Here is a 17,457-nt window from a genome sequence, read left to right as displayed (position 1 = left end):
TTGATACATTACTGCATCGGATACATAAATGCATCGAACAGGGAGCGTCGTGAACGCAACGAAGACCGTCAAGTTCTGGCTGGTACCGACCGTGGTGGTCGCTCTCCTGATGTCGCTGCTCTCGGCCCTCTACATCGGCGGCATCGTCGATCCGAAGAAGAGCCTGCACGACTTTCCGATCGCGCTCGTCAACAGCGACGAGGGCGACACCCTTCCCTCCGGAGCCCCCGCGGACTTCGGAGGCCAGATCGCGGACGGACTCCTGAAAGGAGTCGACCCGAGCAAGGTGAGCCTGCGGCCCATGGGTATCGCTCAGGCGCAGGACGGAATGGCGAGTGGAGACCTCTACGGCGCCATCGTCGTTCCGAGCGACTTCACCAAGCGCATGGTGATTCTGGCCGAAGCGGGCGTCGTCGCAGGTGACGTCGACAAGCCGGTCATCACCGTGCTCACCAACCCGCGCGCGGGCACGCTCGCGTCATCCCTGGTGACCACCATCGGCGACCAAGCGCTCGACGCCGCGAACACCACTGTGGGACAACAGGTCACGAAGACGGTGTCCGACTCTGTCACCGCGCCGATCTCCGGCGCCGCTGCGCTCACCCTGGCCCAGCCGATCGATGTCGTCGTCACCCCGTACAACCCGCTGCCCGACGGGACCGGCCTGGGCCTGGCCGCGTTCTACTACGCATTGCTGCTTCTGCTGGCCGGATTCACGGGTGCGATGGTGGTGAGCGCCCTGGTGGACGGTGCGCTGGGGTTCACCCCCACCGAATACGGTCCCTTCTTCAAACACCGCCGCACCGTGTCGATTTCGCGCCTGCAGACCATGTTCGTCAAATGGGTGATCATGGTGGCGATCGGAATGCTCGTCTCGGCTCTGTACCTGTGGATCTCGACGAGCCTGGGAATGCCGTCGCCGCACTCGCTGCTGCTGTGGATGTACGGCGCGCTGGCGATCGCGGCGGTGGGAATCACGGCGACATCCATCGTGTCGGTCTTCGGGACCGCCGGTCTTCTGATCAACCTGATCCTGTTCATCGTGCTCGGACTGCCGTCCGCCGGGGCGACAATTCCGTTGGAAGCGACACCGAAGATCTTCGGGTGGCTCGCGCAGTTCGAGCCCATGCACCAGGTGTTCGTCGCCGTGCGGTCCATCCTGTACTTCGATGCCCGTGCGGACGCCGGCCTGACCCATGGGCTGGCCGCGACCTTCGTCGGCCTGATGATCGGACTCGTGTTCGGACTGGTGACCGTCTGGTACTACGACCGCAAGGGCCTCGCCCGACGCGACAGTTCGACCCCCGTCTCCTGAGCCTCGCTCACGAGTGGTAACGCGGGGTACGGGAATCGAATACGCTGGTAGGGCACGCCTGGTCGAAGCAACCGGCCCACTCTCGTGCGCACACCGAACATCGACCACCCCGAATCTGGAGATCCCATGCTTACCCGCGACGTGTCCGCACGCCTCGATGTCGACATCACCGGCGACACGACCCTCGAATTCCAGATCGCCATCGCCCCGCACCCGAACACGCAGGTGACCGAGTCACTGTCGTTCGTGTTGGACGGCAACCCGATTCAGGCGCACGAGGTGAGCGGCCCGCACGGCAACCGCATTCACGTCTTCCCGGCCGGCGTCGGAAACCTGCAGGTGGCGTACGACGCCACGATCGTGGGCAACACCGACCCTGCGCCCGTCACCGACTACGACATGAGCGTCTACCTTCGCCCCAGCCGCTACGCCGAGGCCGACAAGTTCTTCGGTTTCGCCGCAACGGAATTCGGTGACTACGCCGATTCCGAGGATCTGTTGTCGAAGGTCGCCGCGTGGGTCGGCAACCGGCTCGACTACGTACCGGGAAGCAGCGATCCCATCGACGGCGCCACCGACACCCTCCTCGCCGGCGCCGGCGTGTGCCGCGACTACAGCCATCTCGTCGTCGCGATGCTGCGTGCGCTGAACGTTCCGGCCCGTCTCGTCGCGGTGTACGCACCGGGGTGCGATCCCATGGACTTCCACGCCGTCGCCGAAGGATTCGTCGGCGGGCAGTGGCGCGTCGTCGATGCCACGTGCCTCGCCCCGCGTCAGACGCTGGTGCGCATCGCCACCGGTCGCGACGCGGCCGACACCGCGTTCCTCGACAACCACAAGGGCGGCATCGTCCTCAACAGCTCCGTCGTGACCGCCGTCGTGCAGGGCGAGCTCCCGAACGACGACATCACGCAGCTGGTCTCGCTGACCTGATCGACGAGCGAGGAGGAGGCGTGCACGTGCGCCTTCCCTCGCCCTCGGGGCGGTGAGTTATCGTGCTTACTACGTGTTGTGTAGTAGTTGCGAGGATCAAGGAGGACCGCCGGTGGCCCCGGTGCTGGTGCCCTTGACCTCGGCACAATCGGACATCTGGTTCGCGCAACAGCTCGAACCCGACATTCCGTTCACCATCGCGTACTACGTCGACCTGGTGGGGGCCGTCGAACTCGACCTGCTGGCGGAGGCCGCATCCACGGTCCTGGCCGAGTTCGGCTGCTCGTCGATGCGTGTCGTCACCGTCGACGGGGTTCCGTACGTGCGCTACGTCGTCGACGGGGTCGATCGTCCGATGGTCGTCGACTGCTCCGGCGCCGACGACCCCGAGTCCGCTGCCGCCGCCTGGATGAGCGCCGACTCCACCAGTCCGATTCCGTGGGGCGAACCGCTGGTCCGCTGCACCCTCCTCGTACTGAGCGACACGCGGTGCTACTTCTACACCCGCGCACACCACATCGCGCTCGACGGATACGGCAGCATGGTGGTGCTTCGTCGCCTCGCCGAGCGTTACGGGGCAGCACTCCGCCACCACGACTCACCGCTGCCACCGGTGCCCGACGTCGACACACTTGCGTTGGCAGACAACACGTATCGCATATCCGGACGGCATCGGCGCGACCGGGATTACTGGGCGGCCATCGTCGCCGACCTTCCGACCGCGGTGAGTCTGGCCAGTGCAACATCGGGGTCCACCGCGTCGACGCTGCGGCTCGGCCGTGTGCTCGACACCGATGTGCACTACTCGCTTTCACGTCACGGCCGGGCCACGTCCACCGCCGTGATCGCCGCCTTCGCTGCGTACCTGGCCCGCATGACCGACATGGACGACGTGGTGCTGGCGCTGCCGGTCTCGGCACGAACCGACGCCCTGTTGCGGCGCGCGGCGGGAACGGTGGCGAACGTCGTCCCCCTCCGACTCACCGCCATCGGCGGCGCGACGGTGGAGAGCGCGATGAAGGCGGTGGAGGCCGCGGTCTTCGGTGTTCTTCGGCACCAGCGGTACCGCCCCGACTCCGGTGGCTTCGCGGCAGCCCGTTTCGGACCCACGGTCAACGTCATGATGTTCGACCGCGAGGTGTCCCTCGGCGACGTGACCGGCGACGTTCACATCCTGACCACCGGCCCCACCGCAGATCTCGCACTGAACATCTACCCCGGCGCAGCGGACAGCGCGCCACGAGTCGATTTCGAAGCCAATCCGGCGTCGTACGACCGCGACGACTTGTCCGCGCATCACCGGCGTTTCCTGCAGTTCCTTCGGGAATGGTCCGAGGAGGGCGGAGAGGATCGAGCAGTGGCGGATCTGCCGCTCCACGCGGACGGTGACCGGATCGGACCGCTCTCCGGGCGCAGCCTCGACGAAACCTGTTCCCTGGCCGATCTACTCGTCTCGTCTCTCCCCGGATCGCTCGACGCGATCGCCGTACACGACCGCGGACGGCAGTGGACCTACCGGCGGTTGCACGAGCGATCCAGCCAGCTCGCGGCCGTCCTCGTCGAACACGGAGTCGAGCCCGAACACGCCGTCGCCGTGTCGATTCCGCGTTCGTACTTCTCGATCGTCGCGCTGTGGGCGGTGGCGAAAGCCGGCGCGACCTACGTGCCGTTGGACCCGGACGCACCGGCGGAACGAGAAGCGTTCGTGGTCGCCGACTGTGGTGCCGTGCGCGGCCTCACGACTCGCACCAGGTCGTCCGCTCGCACCTCGATCGTCCCCTGGCTGACCGTCGACGACGCGGAACCGTGCCACTCCGCGCTCGACAGTCCGGTTCCCGTCCGGAGTGACCAGGCCGCGTACACGATCTACACATCGGGTTCCACGGGACGGCCCAAGGGCGTCGTCGTGACCCACGCCGGGCTCGCCGGGCTCGCCGAGGAAATTCGGGCGAGCTACGGCATGGACTCGTCGTCACGCGTATCGCACTTCGCGGCACCGGGATTCGACACGGCGTTGGTCGAGGTCGTGTCGGCGGCGCTGGCCGGCGCCGCCGTCGTCGTCGTTCCCGACGACGTGTACGGCGGCGGTGATCTCACGAATCTTCTTGCTCGAGAACGCGTCACACATCTGTTCGCGACGCCGTCCGCCCTGGCCACCGTGGACCCGGCTCCGCTCGAGGACCTGCTGGGACTGATCGTCGGCGGTGAAGTGTGCCCACCCGCGCTCGTGGACCGCTGGGCCGGGCGCACCACCATGCGCAACGCGTACGGACCGACCGAGACGACGTGCAGCGTCACCCTGACCGAACCGTTGGCGCCGGGGCGACCCGTCACGATCGGCCGGCCCATGGTCGGCGTCACCGCTCTTCTCCTCGACCGCCGATTGCGTCCCGTCCCGGTCGGGGCCGTGGGCGAGGTGTACATCGTCTCCCCCGCTGTGGCGCGCGGGTACCTCGGCGCCGCGGGGCAGACTGCGGGCAGGTTCGTGGCGGCACCGACCGGGGGCGCGCGCATGTTCCGGACCGGTGACCGAGCGCGGGCGAGCACCGCAGGCGACTTCGAATTCCTGGGCCGTACGGACGATCAGATCAAGCTGCGTGGTTTCCGAATCGAGTTGCGCGAGATCGACTCCGCACTGCAGGATGCGCCCGGCGTCGCCTCCTCCGCCACCGTCCTGGACTCCCGATCTCCTCAGCCGAGGTTGGCGTCGTACGTGGTGCCGACACGCGGCGGCGTCGACGCGACGCTCGTTCGCAAGCACCTGGCGGCACGCCTGCCGGCCTACATGATTCCGGCGTCCGTCACGGTCCTCGACGCACTCCCATTGACCCGCAACCGCAAGCTCGACGTCGCTGCGCTCCCCGCGCCCGAGATCCGAACATCCAGTGCGGACGCAGTTCTGGCGTCGACTCCGACGCAGCGAATCGTCTCCGCCGCCTTCGAATCGGTACTCGGGACGGCCGATGTGGACGTACACACGTCCTTCTTCGATCTCGGCGGTGATTCCCTCGCGGCGACGCGAGTCGTCGGGCGGGTCAATGCGGACGCGTCGACGGCGATCGGCGTCCGCGACATCGTGGAGGCACCCACGGTGGCGGCGCTCGCATCACGCGTCGACGAGAGGCGTGGCACCGCGCGATCTCGTCCGGTGCCGGGGGCGGCGCGGGGGCGAACCGTCGTACCCCTGTCCCCCTCGCAACGCATCATCGATCGGTCGGCACCGACCGATCGGTACAACCTCCCGTTCACGATCACCGTGCGCGGCGACATCGATCTCGCGGCCGTCAGCGGCGCACTGCACGACGTCGTCGAACGCCACGCGAGTCTGCGCACCGTTCATCCCGACGGCGCCGGGCAGGTGACGCTGCCCGATTCGCTGTCGATGCAGCCGCTGGAATCGTTCTCGAACAACGCGATTCGACAGGTCCTGGAGCACCGATTCGACGTGCGGGCCGAAATGCCCATCACGACAGCGATGTTCGCCGTCTCCGACACCGAAGTCGTTCTGGCCTGCGCAATTCACCACATCGCAGCGGACGGATGGTCGCTGGGAGTACTGGCGCGCGACCTCGCTGCGCTGTACCTCGCCCGCGTCGGCGGCGGAGAGTCCGCGCTGCCGGCACTCCCCCTCACCTACGCTGACTACAGCGTGTGGCGAGCAGGCGTCGACACCGCCGGCGATCTCGCCTTCTGGCGCAAGGAACTCGCCGATATCCCGGCGCCGCTGACGCTTCGGTCGGACCGACAGCGTCCGGCGCAGTGGTCCGGACGCGGCGCCCGGGTGGTGTCGATTCTGGATCGCGCGACTCTCGATGCTGTCGACGACGTCGCGCGAGCGCACAGCACCGCTGCATACACCGTTCTGCGTTCGGTGCTGGCCGTGCTGTTGGGACGGTGGTCCGGCCAAGGGGCGGTCATGATCGGGACACCTGTTGCGGGACGCGACGATCCCTTGCTCGACGACGTCGTCGGCAACTTCGTGAACACGGTCGCGCTGCGCACCGAGCTGACCGGCGCCACCACGTTCTCCGCGCTCCTCGACGATGCGCGGCGCACCGAAGCCCGCGCGTTCGACCACACCGACCTTCAGTTCGAGGAGATGGTCGATCTCCTGGGATTCACCCGTGCACCGTCGGTACATCCGTGCTTCCAAGTGGCTCTGTCCATGGACCGCTTCGCTCCGTCGACGATTCGAGTCGGCGATGTGGAGGTCAGCGTCGAGCCCCGGCCCACCGACGTCGCACACTGCGACATCCACGTTCACCTCACCGAGCAGAGGCGCCACGACGGTCCGGACACCATGGCCGTCGACATCGTCTACGCGACCGACATGTTCGATCGGCACACCATGGAGGAGTTCTCCCGGCAGTTCCACGATCTTCTGAGCAGGGTCGCGCTCGAGCCGAATTCGCTCGTCGACCAACTACTACAAGATATGTAGTATTCGAATATGTCCACCGTCGACGGTCTTCCCGCGCACATTCTCCTTGTCCACTTCATCGTGGTACTCGCTCCCCTCACGGCCATCCTGGCCATCCTCTGCAGCCTGTGGCCGGCCGCGCGTCGGCGACTGGTGTGGTTGGTTGCGACCCTCGCAGTGGTCACGCTGGTGATGACACCGATCACCACCGACGCCGGCGAATGGCTCGAGAAGCGCGTCGAGCGCAGTGAGGCAGTCCACCGGCACACCGAACTCGGCGACACTATGCTCTACTACTCGATCGCGCTCGTAGTCGCCGCTGCCGCACTGGTATTCGTCCACCTGCGTGAGCGACGCCAAGGTGGAGCGCCGACTGTACTGAAAGTCGGTGTTGCGGTGGTGTCCATCGTCGCCGGCGTCGCTTCGATGATCGGGGTCTACCTGATCGGCGACTCCGGCGCCACGGCAACCTGGGGCGACAAGAACTACGCCGTCGTCAGCCCCGGCGGCGAAGGCGAGTAGTCAGCGAAACATGTCGGTGGTTACCTCGCCCGACTCGGGTGACACCACGTCCTGAATCACGTCGGCCAAGGACACGCCCAGCGCCCCGGTGAACACCACGAGAGCCACCGCGACGGCGACGACGATGCGTCGCTGCGGGGCCGGTGGTGGTCCGGACAACGCGCGTACACGGCGTACGACGTCACCCCCGGTACCCGCCAGTGCAGCCGATGCCCCCTGACTGCCTGCGTCTTGACTGCTCCCGGCCCGACTTCGCGAACACACCAGAGCGGCGCGAGCAAGCGCCGTCATGGCCAAGCGCCGGTTCCCATGGGCGGCACATTCGTCCGCATGCCGCTCCGCTGCGTGGCGCACCGCCGACGACGCAGCAAGCAACAGCGGAACCAGTTGCGCCGCAACTTCGGTCACCTGGACGGACACCTGGTGCCGGTAGCGCAGGTGTGCGCGTTCGTGGAGCACCAGGGCTTCCATCTCGTCGGAGGACAGCTGGGACACGAGCCCCGTCGTCATCACCACTGCGCCGCCGCCGGACGCCACGGCGAACGCGTCGGGTGTGTCATCGTCGATGACCAGCAGTCGCGTACTCGGGTCCGCACGACGCCCGAACTCGGCCGCGGCTCGGGTGCTCGACCGCACACGAGCGAGGTGACGTAGGACTTCGACGATCCTCCAGGCGACGAGAGCGAGCAGCGACGCGCCCAGCACCCGGACCCACGGAGAGTCGGCCGTCAGCAACACCGTCCCGACGGCCAGGGTGGACGCGGCGGCACAGACCGCCAGAACCAATGCGAGAGTCGGCAACACGAGCACGGCGGTGGCCGGCACCAGCCATCGATCCACCCGGTGCGCCACGCGCGTCAGCAGCAGGCACAGCAACCACGGAGTCGCAGCGACCACCGCCAACGCGATCACGTGAGATCGCGCTCGCGAGACGCGGAGTCCGACAGCAGATTCAACAACGTTGCCTCGTCCTCGGGATCGAGCGCCGCGACGAAGTTGGCCAACACGTCCGCCCGTTCGGACCGGGCATCGAGTTCGGTCCGCATCCGAATCGCGGCACGCAGCGCCGGCAGCGAATCGACCGGTGCAGCAAGCGAATACACGAACGCGCGACCCTGCTTCTCGCGCACCACCAACCCCTTGTCGGTCAACCTCACCAGAGCGGTCATGACCGTCGTGTGGGCGAGAGACGGGTCGATTCGGTCACGAACGTCGGAAACCAACAGCGGTTCACTGTCCCCCAGAAGAGCAACTATGGCGTCCTCCAGGTGTCCGGAACGGCGGCGCATCGCCCTCACACCCTCTCTCGGATCATCACTGTCGATGATAGGCGCCGGTCACCGGCCGAGCACGTCACCGGCGAACGCGACAGTTCCGTCGAAGATCGTCTGCGCCTCGTTGTCGATCGTCGCGACGTGGTAGCTGTCGGTCAGCACCGTTTCGGACACCGTCGTCGCCGTGGCACTGTCGATCAGGATCTTCGCCGACAGGGGTTCAACCACATGGTCCTCGCTGCTACGGAAGAGCGCGATGGGACACGTGATGGCACCGAGGTCGGCGCGGGTGACGGCCCACAGCTCCTGAAGCGAGACGAATGCCGGGACCGGAGTACGGCTGTACGCGGATTCGACCACTCCCGGTTTCTTGATGTCGCCTGCGATCGCGGGACGCGACTTCACCGCCCACGCAATGTATTTCGCCAACTGTGCATCGACTCGCTCGGTGGCGAAGGCAGGGTTGACCAAGACGAGCCCGGCCACCTTCTTCTGCTCGGCAAGCCGGGTCACCAAGGTTCCGCCCATCGACAGGCCCGCCGCGAACACGTGATCGCACCGTGCGGCGAGGTCGTCGTAGGCTCGCTCGATCTCGCCGTACCAGTCGTGCCACGTCGTGGTGTTCGCGTCCTGCCACGTGGTTCCGTGGCCGGGCAGACGCGGAGCCCGCACCGCGAAGCCCGCACCGGCGAGGTGCTCCGCCCACTGGCGAATCGACGACGGATTGCCCGTGAAGCCATGACTGACAACGAATCCGACCGAGCCGCCGTCGGCCGAGAACGGCTCCGCCCCGGGAAGGATGTTCATTCGATCCGACCTCCGCTTCGATGTTGCTCGATGATCCGCCGGGCCAATTCGACCACTTTCACGTTCATGTCCTGGGACGTTCGCCGCAGCAGGTCGAAGGCGGTGTCGTCGTCCAGGTCGTGCAGTGCCATCAGCAGTCCGATGGCCTTGCCGATCTCCCGGTTGCTCAGCATTCCCTGCCGGAGCGCCTCGGCCTCTTCGCCCTTCGAGGCAGCGGTCACCGCGACCGAGGCGAACGCGGTCATCAGGACCGCCTGCTCGACCGACTCCGTGGTGAAGACGTCCGCCGTATCGGTGAACAGGTTCAGCGCCCCGACCTTGTGGGAGTCGATCAACAACCGAAAACCCATCGCCCCACGAACAGGGGTGGTGTCCACGACCGCCCGCGCCAGCGCAGGCCACTCCGTGTTTCCGCAGAAGTTGGGCTCGACCTGGGCGGACTCGTCGGTGATCGCGTCGAGGCACGGCCCCTCACCCGTGGCGCGTTCGAGCTCGTCCACCTGGCGGGCCACCTCGTCGCTCGCGGCCACCGTCCGATACGTTGCGCCCTGCTTCAGCATGATGCTGGCGTGATCGCACCCGTCCACGAGGTTGGTCGCGGCCATCGTGATCGCCTCGTACACCTCTCCTACTGTGGAGCCGCGGTAGACGATCTCGCCCAGACCGGCGAACACAGCAGCGGCGTCGGTAATCGGTGCACTGTCAGCCATACGTCGCACAGTCCTCTCGTGATGCCGGCGCGGAATCCACTCGACGAATCGTCGGCCTTCCGAAGCCAACGGATCAGCCTACCGATCCTGTCACCGAGGAAGTACCGCCGATGGCCGTTACATGCGTATTCTTCAGTGCATCGCGTCCACGCGTGCGGCGGAAGTCCTTGTGCACCCGGGTGAGGGTGCACCGAGCGGTTTGGTCACACCATTGTCGAGTTACACCCCGGAACCCAACTTCTCCGGCAAATGCCCCATGTGCAGCAACGCCTGTTCCGCCGAAACCGTCGTCACCGACCGAAACGGGTCCGAGCACTCGGCGCTCTACGCCGGATGCGACAACTGCGGATGGGAAGGTCCCGCCGAACTCACGCGCGCGTGACCACGTCACATCCGTGAGACAGTGAGGGATGTCGTCCTTCGAATTTCCCCAGCTCGACGCCCGAACCCGTGAGCTGATGCTCGACGAGTACTTCGCCGACTGCAAGGCCGACCGCCTCTACACCGGAGACCGCCTGAACGACGCCGGGCGGCTCCTCTACACCGAAGCACTCGAGGGCGCACTCGCCGAAGGCACACCACTGTCACTTCAGCAGGTCCTCGAACCGGTGCCGGGCACCCTGTGGCACATCGAGGTGCGAACCGGTCCGCTGAAGACGTCGACGACGGCCCGAACGTCCGCACGCAGCCTGGCCGAGGGCGAATACAACCGCTTCTACATGCGCGCCGTCTGCCGACGCGCAACCGGCCCCGACGGCACCGGGAAGGTGATCGTCAGCCAGGGCAAGCGCGGAGCCAACCGACGACTCGACCGCGCTGTCACCGTCCAGGTCGGCGACGTGCTCTCTGCCGACACCGTCCTGAAGGACCTGCGCGAACACCCCGGAAAGGCGACATCGACGGGCGTCCCGAACGGCCCCAACTCCGGACTTTCGATCTCCTACGTCCCGAACTAGCCCAGGTAGCCTGGACGCCATGAACAGCCTGCTGTTGATACTCGTCGTCCTCGCCGCGGTGGTCGCCGTCGTCATGATTTCGCAACGCCGCAAGGCGGGAACGACGGCAACCCAGCTCGACGACGCGAAAGCCGACGCCCGCCAGGCGATCGAACGGCTCGGCGGACAGGTGTACAGCCTCGTCGGCACGGACGCCGCGTCCAAGCAAGCCATCGCCGATGCGTCGGAAAGGCTCAACGCCGCAGGCTCACAGATCGACCAGGCCGCCACCCCCACCCAGGCACGTCTCGCCAAGCAGACGGCGCTCGAAGGGCTCTACTACATCCGTGCCGCACGAACGGCAATGGGAATGGATCCCGGACCCGAGGTCCCGACGCTCGACGGACAGAAGAGCGCCGGATCCGTCACCGAGAACCGCAAGGTCGAGTTCGAGGGCCGCGAAGTCGAGGCATCACCCAACCCGTCCGACCGCACACCGAACTACTACCCAGGTGGACGAGTGGCCGGTCGTCCCGTTCCCGCCGGCTGGTACTCCGAGCCGTGGTGGAAGCCCGCGCTGGTCGCCGGCGCCTGGGGTGTGGGATCGATGTTCCTGTTCTCGGCCATGTTCTCCGGAATGTCGGGCGTGGGCTACGGCGCGCAGGGCTTCGAGAGCGGATACGGCGACGGGTACCAGGACGGGCTGGAGCAGGGCGGGTACGATCAGGGTGGGTACGACCAGGGTGATCAAGGCGATTTCGATCAGGGTCAGGACTTCGGCGGTGGTCAGGACTTCGGTGGGGGGCAGGACTTCGGTGGGGGTCAGGACTTCGGTGGCGACTTCGGTGGCGGGGGCTGGTAGCCCGATCTTCGTGTGTGCGCCGGTGTTGGGGCACTCCTGATCGCGCCGGGCACCCCCGATTGCAGGTGCCCGACACCCGGGCACTCCGTATCGCCTGAGGCACCCCACATTGCGGATGCACGTAGCGAATCGCGGTGCCCGAAGCCCGAACACCCCGCTTCGGCCCGGCACCTCCGATTGCAGGTGCCCGACGCCCGGGCACTCCGGATCGCTCGAGGCACCCCACATTGCGGATGCACGTAGCGAATCGAGGTGCCCCAACCACCGCACCCCGGTCCTAACCAGCCTGGCAGCTCGGACACCAGAACAGGTTGCGCCCCTTCATGTCTGCGATGACGATCGGCGTCCCGCACACCCGGCACGGCAATCCAGCCCGGCGGTAGACGTAGTGACGCGCTCGGCTCCGACCGCCGCGTCCGTACGGCGCATCGCCGTGGTCGTATTCCTTGTCGATGGTGATGATCTTGCCGCGGCGCACCCCGACCTTCATCAGCTCGACGAGGTCGGTCCACATCTCGTCCCACTCCCCCGCACCGAGTTGCTTGCCCGGTTTGTAGGGATCGACGCGATGCCGGAACAGGAGCTCGGCGCGATAGACGTTTCCGATGCCGGCGATCACGTTCTGCTCCATCAGTAGTGCACCGATGGGCATGGCGGACTTGTGAATTCGGTTCCACGCCTTGTCCGGGTCGGACTCCTTGCGCAGCGGATCCGGACCCAGTCGCGCGATGAGGGCGTCGATCTGGGTGTCGTCGTAGATCTCGCACGCCGTCGGCCCACGGAGGTCGGTTCCGTATTCCTCACCGATCATCCGCATCCGCACCTGGCCGACGGGATCGGCCATCGGCACCTTCTGCTCGGAGAACTTGCCGTAGAGACCGAGGTGCACGTGCACGGTCACGCCGTTGTCGTACCGGTGCAGCAGATGCTTGCCCCATGCGTCGGCGCGCTTCAGCACGTGTCCGGAGACCCATTCTGCGCCGTCGACGAATCGCCCTTGCGGAGAGGACAATTCGACGGGTTTATCGGCGTACCGCTTCTGGTGGAGCCTGGCGAGCCGGTGAAGTGTGTGACCCTCAGGCACGCTTGCCCGGCACTTCGGGCGCGACGCCCGTCCGCTCGTACTCGGCCAGGATGTCGATGCGGCGCTGATGGCGCTCTTCGCCGGACCACGGGGTGGACAGGAACGCGTCGACGATGGCGAGGGCCTCGGGCAACGTGTGCATGCGCCCACCGATGCCGATGAGCTGCGCCTTGTTGTGCTGACGAGCGAGCTGTGCGGTCTCGACGCTCCATGCGAGCGCACACCGGGCGCCCGGCACCTTGTTCGCGGCAATCTGCTCGCCGTTGCCGCTGCCGCCGAGAACGAGTCCCAGGCTGTCCGGATCGGCGACCGTGCGGCGTGCGGCGTCGATGCAGAAGGCCGGGTAGTCGTCGACGGGGTCGTATTCGTACGCACCGCAATCGATCGGCTCGTGGCCACCGGCCGTGAGGTGATCGATGATCTGCTTCTTGAACTCCAAGCCGGCGTGGTCGGCACCCAGGTATACGCGCATGCCTAAAGTTTGACAGGTGCCGCAACGCGTATGGAATGCAGGCGTCGACGGGGCGCGTGGAGAGTGGGTCGTCGCGCTCACCGACGGTCGGTCGCTGGTTCTGCACTCCGCGCCGACGGTATCCGCGGTCCTCGATCTGACTGCACACTGCGCCGCCGTGGGCGTGGACATGCCGCTGCACATGCCCGAGAAGGACTATCGGCCGTGCGAGCTGGAAGCGAAGGCACTTCTCGGGCCGGCCCGGTCGTCGATCTTCCACACTCCGGTTCGCGCCGTGCTGGACACCGACTCGTACATCGACGCGTGCGCGGTCTCTCGGGCCATCACCGGTAAGGCGATCAGCAAACAGAGTTGGTACCTGCTGCCGTCCATCAGAGCGTGGATCGCGGCGGACGTCGACCGTTCGCGCATCGTCGAGGTGCATCCGGAGACGACGTTCCGCGTGGTCGGCGACGGGGTGACGGCGTCCAAGAAGACGGCACAAGGGGCCGGGCAACGACTGAAGGCGCTGTCGGCGTTCCTGCCGGCGGCCGCACTGGTCGACGCGATGGCCACCGTTCCCGCCGGCCCCGCCATGGACGACGTGCTCGATGCGATCGCCGCAGCGTGGTCGGCGGCGCGCTACGCGGCAGGCGTCGCGCGCATCCTCGGGGGCGAGTTGGTGGTCTAGGGCCTTCGGCCCCTGTGCGCGATTTCCGCCCCTCCAGGGGCCGAAATCGCGCACAGGCGCGTAGCGCTAGTCGAACTGCGGATCCTCGTCCCGCGTGCGCTTGAGTTCGAAGAAGTGCGGGTACGACGCGAAAGTCACCGACGCGTCCCACAGCTTGCCGGCCTCTTCGCCGCGCGGAATGCGGGAGATGACGGGGCCGAAGAAGGCGACACCGTTCACGTGGATGGTCGGGGTGCCCACATCGGGGCCCACTGCGTCCATGCCTTCGTGGTGGCTCTTGCGCAGTGCCTCGTCGTAGTCGCTGCTGGTCGCGGCCTCGGCGAGTTCGGCGGGCAGTCCGGCATCGGCCAGCGCCTGCGGGATCACCTCGTCGAAGTTCTTGTTGCCCTCGTTGTGAATTCGCGTGCCCATCGCGGTGTAGAGCGGGAGCAGGACCTCGTCACCGTGTGCCTGGGCTGCGGCGATCGCCACGCGCACCGGACCCCAGGCCTTCTTCATCATCTCGGCGTATTCCTCGGGCAGATCGCGTCCCTCGTTGAGCACGGCGAGGCTCATCACGTGGAAGTTGGCCTCGATGTCGCGCACTTTCTGCACTTCGAGGATCCACCGCGAGGTGATCCAGCACCACGGGCAGAGGGGGTCGAACCAGAAATCGGCGGTGTCTTTTCCGGTCGTCTGTACCGAGTCGGTCACGAAGGGTCCTTCCGTAGAGGTACGTGCACTCCCATTGTGCTCCCGCGGTTGTCGGGTGGGCATGATGGGATGGACGTCACGACCAGCCCGATACGAACAGAAAGGGCCACACGTGGTTGCCCCCAATTTGACCCGCGACCAGGCGGAGGAGCGCTCCTCCGTCGTTTCCGTCGACTCCTACCGCATCACTCTCGACCTCACCGACGGTGCCGGAAACCCGGGCGAGAAGACGTTCTCCTCGCACACCTCCATCTCCTTCCACGCCACCGAGGGTGCGTCCACCTTCGTCGACATCGTTGCAGCACAGATCAATTCGGCGACGCTGAACGGTGAGCCGATCGACGTCTCGGACTACGACGAGAGCACCGGCATCGCGCTCACCGGCCTTGCCGAGACCAACGAGCTCGTGGTCGACGCCGAGTGCGTCTACTCCCACACCGGTGAGGGCCTGCACCGGTTCGTCGATGTCTCCGACGACTCGGTCTACCTCTACAGCCAGTTCGAAACCGCCGACGCCAAGCGGATGTTCGCGTGCTTCGACCAGCCGAACCTCAAGGCGACCTTCGATCTGAAGGTGACGGCGCCGGACAGCTGGAAGGTCATCTCGAACGCCCCGCACGCCGCGGAACCGGCCGCGGGCGAGCACGTCTTCGACACCACTCCGATCATGAGCACGTATCTCGTCGCGCTCATCGCCGGCCCCTACGCCGAGTGGACGGACGAGTACACGGACGAGCACGGCACCATCCCGCTCGGGATCTACTGCCGCGCATCGCTCGCCGAGCACATGGACGAGGAGCGTCTGTTCACGGAGACCAAGCAGGGTTTCGAGTTCTACCACCGCAACTTCGGAACTCCGTACGCATTCGGCAAGTACGACCAGCTGTTCGTGCCGGAGTTCAACGCGGGCGCCATGGAGAACGCGGGCGCGGTCACGTTCCTCGAGGACTACGTGTTCCGGTCCAAGGTCACCCGCTACAGCTACGAGCGCCGCGCCGAGACCGTGCTCCACGAGATGGCGCACATGTGGTTCGGCGACCTGGTGACCATGACCTGGTGGGACGACCTGTGGCTCAACGAGTCCTTCGCCACGTTCGCCTCGGTGCTGTGCCAGTCCGAAGCCACCGAGTACACCAACGCCTGGACCACGTTCGCGAACGTCGAGAAGTCCTGGGCCTACCGCCAGGACCAGCTCCCGTCGACGCACCCCATCGCGGCGGACATTCCCGACCTCGCCGCGGTCGAGGTCAACTTCGACGGCATCACCTACGCCAAGGGCGCGAGCGTTCTCAAGCAGCTCGTGGCCTACGTGGGCATCGAGGACTTCCTCGCCGGTCTGCGCGCGTACTTCAAGGACCACGCATTCGGCAACGCCACGTTCTCGGACCTGTTGTCCGCGCTGGAGAAGTCCTCGGGCCGCGATCTGTCCGATTGGGGATCGCAGTGGCTGCGGACCACCGGTCTGAACACGCTCACCCCTCGATTCGAGGTCGACGCCGACGGCAACTTCACCTCGTTCGCGGTGACTCAGTCCGGCGCGGAGCCCGGAGCCGGTGAACGCCGCGTGCACCGGATCGCCGTCGGCATCTACGACGACGATGCCGACGGAAAGCTCGTGCGCACCAAGCGCGTCGAGCTCGATCTGCAGGCCGAGGAGTCGACCGACGTGCTCGATCTCGTCGGCGAGTCGCGGGGCAAGCTCGTCCTCGTCAACGACGACGACCTCACCTACTGCTCGGTGCGACTCGACCCGGACTCGCTCGAGACACTCGTCTCCCGCATCGGGGACATCGCGGACTCGCTTCCCCGCACGCTCGCGTGGTCGGCGGCGTGGGAGATGACGCGCCAGGCGGAGATGAAGGCGCGCGATTTCGTCGCCCTCGTCCAACGCGGCATCGGCTCGGAGACCGAAGTCGGTGTGGTGCAACGCCTTCTGCTGCAGGCGCAGACCGCGGTGGGTGCGTACGCCGACCCGACGTGGGCCGAGCAGACGGGGTGGCCCGAGTTCGCGGACAGCCTCCTCGAACTCGCTCGAGGCGCCGAGGCCGGATCGGACCATCAGTTGGCCTTCGTCAACGCACTCGCATCGTCGGCGCTCGAGGAGCGGCACACCGACGTCCTGCGCGCACTGCTCGACGGGGACGTCGACGGCCGGGGGCTCGGCGGCCTGACCGTCGACACCGATCTGAAGTGGCGCCTGGTCACCGCCCTCGCCGCGGCCGGTGCCGTCGACTCGGACGGCGAAGAGTCACCGTTCATCGATTCCGTTGCCGCGGAGGACAACACGGCGGCCGGCGCTCGTTCGGCAGCGGCCGCCCGGGCGGCTCGCCCGCAGGCTGCGGTCAAGGAGTCGGTGTGGACCAAGGTGGTGGAGGACGACACCGTTCCCAACATCACCGCGCGCGCCATCATCGGCGGATTCGACGAGCCGGGTCAGGGCGACCTTCTCGAGGCCTTCGTCGACCGGTACTTCGCCGACATCCCCGAGGTCTGGGCGCGGCGTTCGAGCGAGGTGGCGCAGACCGTCGTCATCGGTCTGTATCCGTCGTGGTCGATCAGCGAGCAGTCGGTCGCGAAGGCCGACGCGTTCCTCGAAGGCGATCACCCGCCGGCCCTGCGCCGACTCGTGGTCGAAGGACGCGCGGGCGTGGTGCGTGCATTGGCCGCGCGGGCGGCGGACGCCGGCTGAGCGTCGTCATCGACATCAACGGACTGCGCCCCTCACTCCGGAAGGAGTGAGGGGCGCAGTCGGTCGAGGTG

Annotated in this window: 16 protein-coding genes; 9 read left to right on the top strand and 7 right to left on the bottom strand. The window is 66.8% G+C overall.

The window, feature by feature from the left end:
• Positions 1-49: 49 nt before the first annotated feature.
• From AC59JP_RS01120 to AC59JP_RS01105, 4 genes are all read left to right on the top strand, one after another.
• Positions 50-1,315: a DUF3533 domain-containing protein gene (locus AC59JP_RS01120; RefSeq protein WP_497323786.1), complete on the top strand. Its 1,266-nt coding sequence runs from the start codon at positions 50-52 to the stop codon at positions 1,313-1,315.
• A 126-nt stretch (positions 1,316-1,441) separates the two neighbouring features.
• Positions 1,442-2,248: a transglutaminase-like domain-containing protein gene (locus AC59JP_RS01115; RefSeq protein WP_497323785.1), complete on the top strand. Its 807-nt coding sequence runs from the start codon at positions 1,442-1,444 to the stop codon at positions 2,246-2,248.
• Positions 2,249-2,360: 112 nt separating this feature from the next.
• Positions 2,361-6,689 (top strand): amino acid adenylation domain-containing protein, encoded by a 4,329-nt coding sequence (locus AC59JP_RS01110; protein WP_497323784.1) that lies wholly within the window; start codon positions 2,361-2,363, stop codon positions 6,687-6,689.
• A 9-nt stretch (positions 6,690-6,698) separates the two neighbouring features.
• On the top strand, positions 6,699-7,190 hold the full coding sequence (locus tag AC59JP_RS01105) for a DUF2231 domain-containing protein (RefSeq protein WP_497323783.1): 492 nt from the start codon (positions 6,699-6,701) through the stop codon (positions 7,188-7,190).
• Here the strand turns inward: AC59JP_RS01105 and AC59JP_RS01100 are convergent, their stop codons facing one another.
• From AC59JP_RS01100 to AC59JP_RS01085, 4 genes are read right to left on the bottom strand one after another with little or no spacing between them, the layout of a single operon-like run.
• Entirely contained in the window at positions 7,191-8,102 is a 912-nt protein-coding gene (locus tag AC59JP_RS01100) for a M56 family metallopeptidase (protein ID WP_497323782.1), read from the bottom strand. It abuts the gene before it with no gap.
• Positions 8,099-8,479, bottom strand: a complete 381-nt coding sequence (locus tag AC59JP_RS01095) for a BlaI/MecI/CopY family transcriptional regulator (protein ID WP_497323781.1) — start codon at positions 8,477-8,479, stop codon at positions 8,099-8,101. The genes AC59JP_RS01100 and AC59JP_RS01095 overlap by 4 nt, the downstream gene beginning before the upstream one ends.
• A gap of 48 nt (positions 8,480-8,527) precedes the next feature.
• On the bottom strand, positions 8,528-9,271 hold the full coding sequence (locus AC59JP_RS01090; RefSeq protein WP_497323780.1) for an alpha/beta hydrolase: 744 nt from the start codon (positions 9,269-9,271) through the stop codon (positions 8,528-8,530).
• Positions 9,268-9,981 carry a GAF and ANTAR domain-containing protein gene (locus AC59JP_RS01085; RefSeq protein WP_497323779.1) on the bottom strand — a complete coding sequence of 238 codons (714 nt, stop codon included), beginning with the start codon at positions 9,979-9,981 and terminating at the stop codon, positions 9,268-9,270. Before AC59JP_RS01085 ends, AC59JP_RS01090 begins: the two co-directional genes overlap by 4 nt.
• Before the next feature lie 121 nt (positions 9,982-10,102).
• On the opposite strand from AC59JP_RS01085, the gene AC59JP_RS01080 reads away from it, so the two are divergent.
• Genes AC59JP_RS01080 through AC59JP_RS01070 form a run of 3 tightly spaced genes read left to right on the top strand, consistent with a single transcriptional unit; the run spans position 10,103 to position 11,778 of the window.
• Positions 10,103-10,363, top strand: a complete 261-nt coding sequence (locus AC59JP_RS01080; RefSeq protein ID WP_497323778.1) for a hypothetical protein — start codon at positions 10,103-10,105, stop codon at positions 10,361-10,363.
• Positions 10,364-10,391: 28 nt separating this feature from the next.
• Complete coding sequence (locus tag AC59JP_RS01075) at positions 10,392-10,937, top strand: hypothetical protein (protein WP_497323777.1); 546 nt, start codon at positions 10,392-10,394, stop codon at positions 10,935-10,937.
• Between the two features lie 19 nt (positions 10,938-10,956).
• On the top strand, positions 10,957-11,778 hold the full coding sequence (locus AC59JP_RS01070; protein ID WP_497323776.1) for a DUF1542 domain-containing protein: 822 nt from the start codon (positions 10,957-10,959) through the stop codon (positions 11,776-11,778).
• A 277-nt stretch (positions 11,779-12,055) separates the two neighbouring features.
• On the opposite strand, the gene AC59JP_RS01065 is transcribed toward AC59JP_RS01070, so the two are convergent.
• Positions 12,056-12,862 (bottom strand): Fpg/Nei family DNA glycosylase, encoded by an 807-nt coding sequence (locus AC59JP_RS01065; RefSeq protein WP_497323775.1) that lies wholly within the window; start codon positions 12,860-12,862, stop codon positions 12,056-12,058.
• A complete protein-coding gene (locus AC59JP_RS01060) occupies positions 12,855-13,334 on the bottom strand; it encodes a ribose-5-phosphate isomerase (protein ID WP_497323774.1) in 480 nt (159 codons plus the stop codon). The genes AC59JP_RS01065 and AC59JP_RS01060 overlap by 8 nt, the downstream gene beginning before the upstream one ends.
• A 16-nt stretch (positions 13,335-13,350) precedes the next feature.
• On the opposite strand from AC59JP_RS01060, the gene AC59JP_RS01055 reads away from it, so the two are divergent.
• A complete protein-coding gene (locus tag AC59JP_RS01055; RefSeq protein ID WP_497323773.1) occupies positions 13,351-14,004 on the top strand; it encodes a DUF429 domain-containing protein in 654 nt (217 codons plus the stop codon).
• A 66-nt stretch (positions 14,005-14,070) separates the two neighbouring features.
• Here AC59JP_RS01055 and AC59JP_RS01050 read toward each other — a convergent pair whose 3' ends face one another.
• Positions 14,071-14,697 carry a mycothiol-dependent nitroreductase Rv2466c family protein gene (locus AC59JP_RS01050; RefSeq protein ID WP_497323772.1) on the bottom strand — a complete coding sequence of 209 codons (627 nt, stop codon included), beginning with the start codon at positions 14,695-14,697 and terminating at the stop codon, positions 14,071-14,073.
• A 112-nt stretch (positions 14,698-14,809) separates the two neighbouring features.
• Between AC59JP_RS01050 and pepN the strand changes: the two genes are divergently transcribed.
• A complete protein-coding gene (gene pepN, locus AC59JP_RS01045; RefSeq protein WP_497323771.1) occupies positions 14,810-17,386 on the top strand; it encodes an aminopeptidase N in 2,577 nt (858 codons plus the stop codon).
• Positions 17,387-17,457 lie beyond the last annotated feature (71 nt).

The organism is Rhodococcus sp. 320_ES, assembly GCF_059691855.1.
This window is presented reverse-complemented; position numbering and strand designations above follow the sequence as displayed.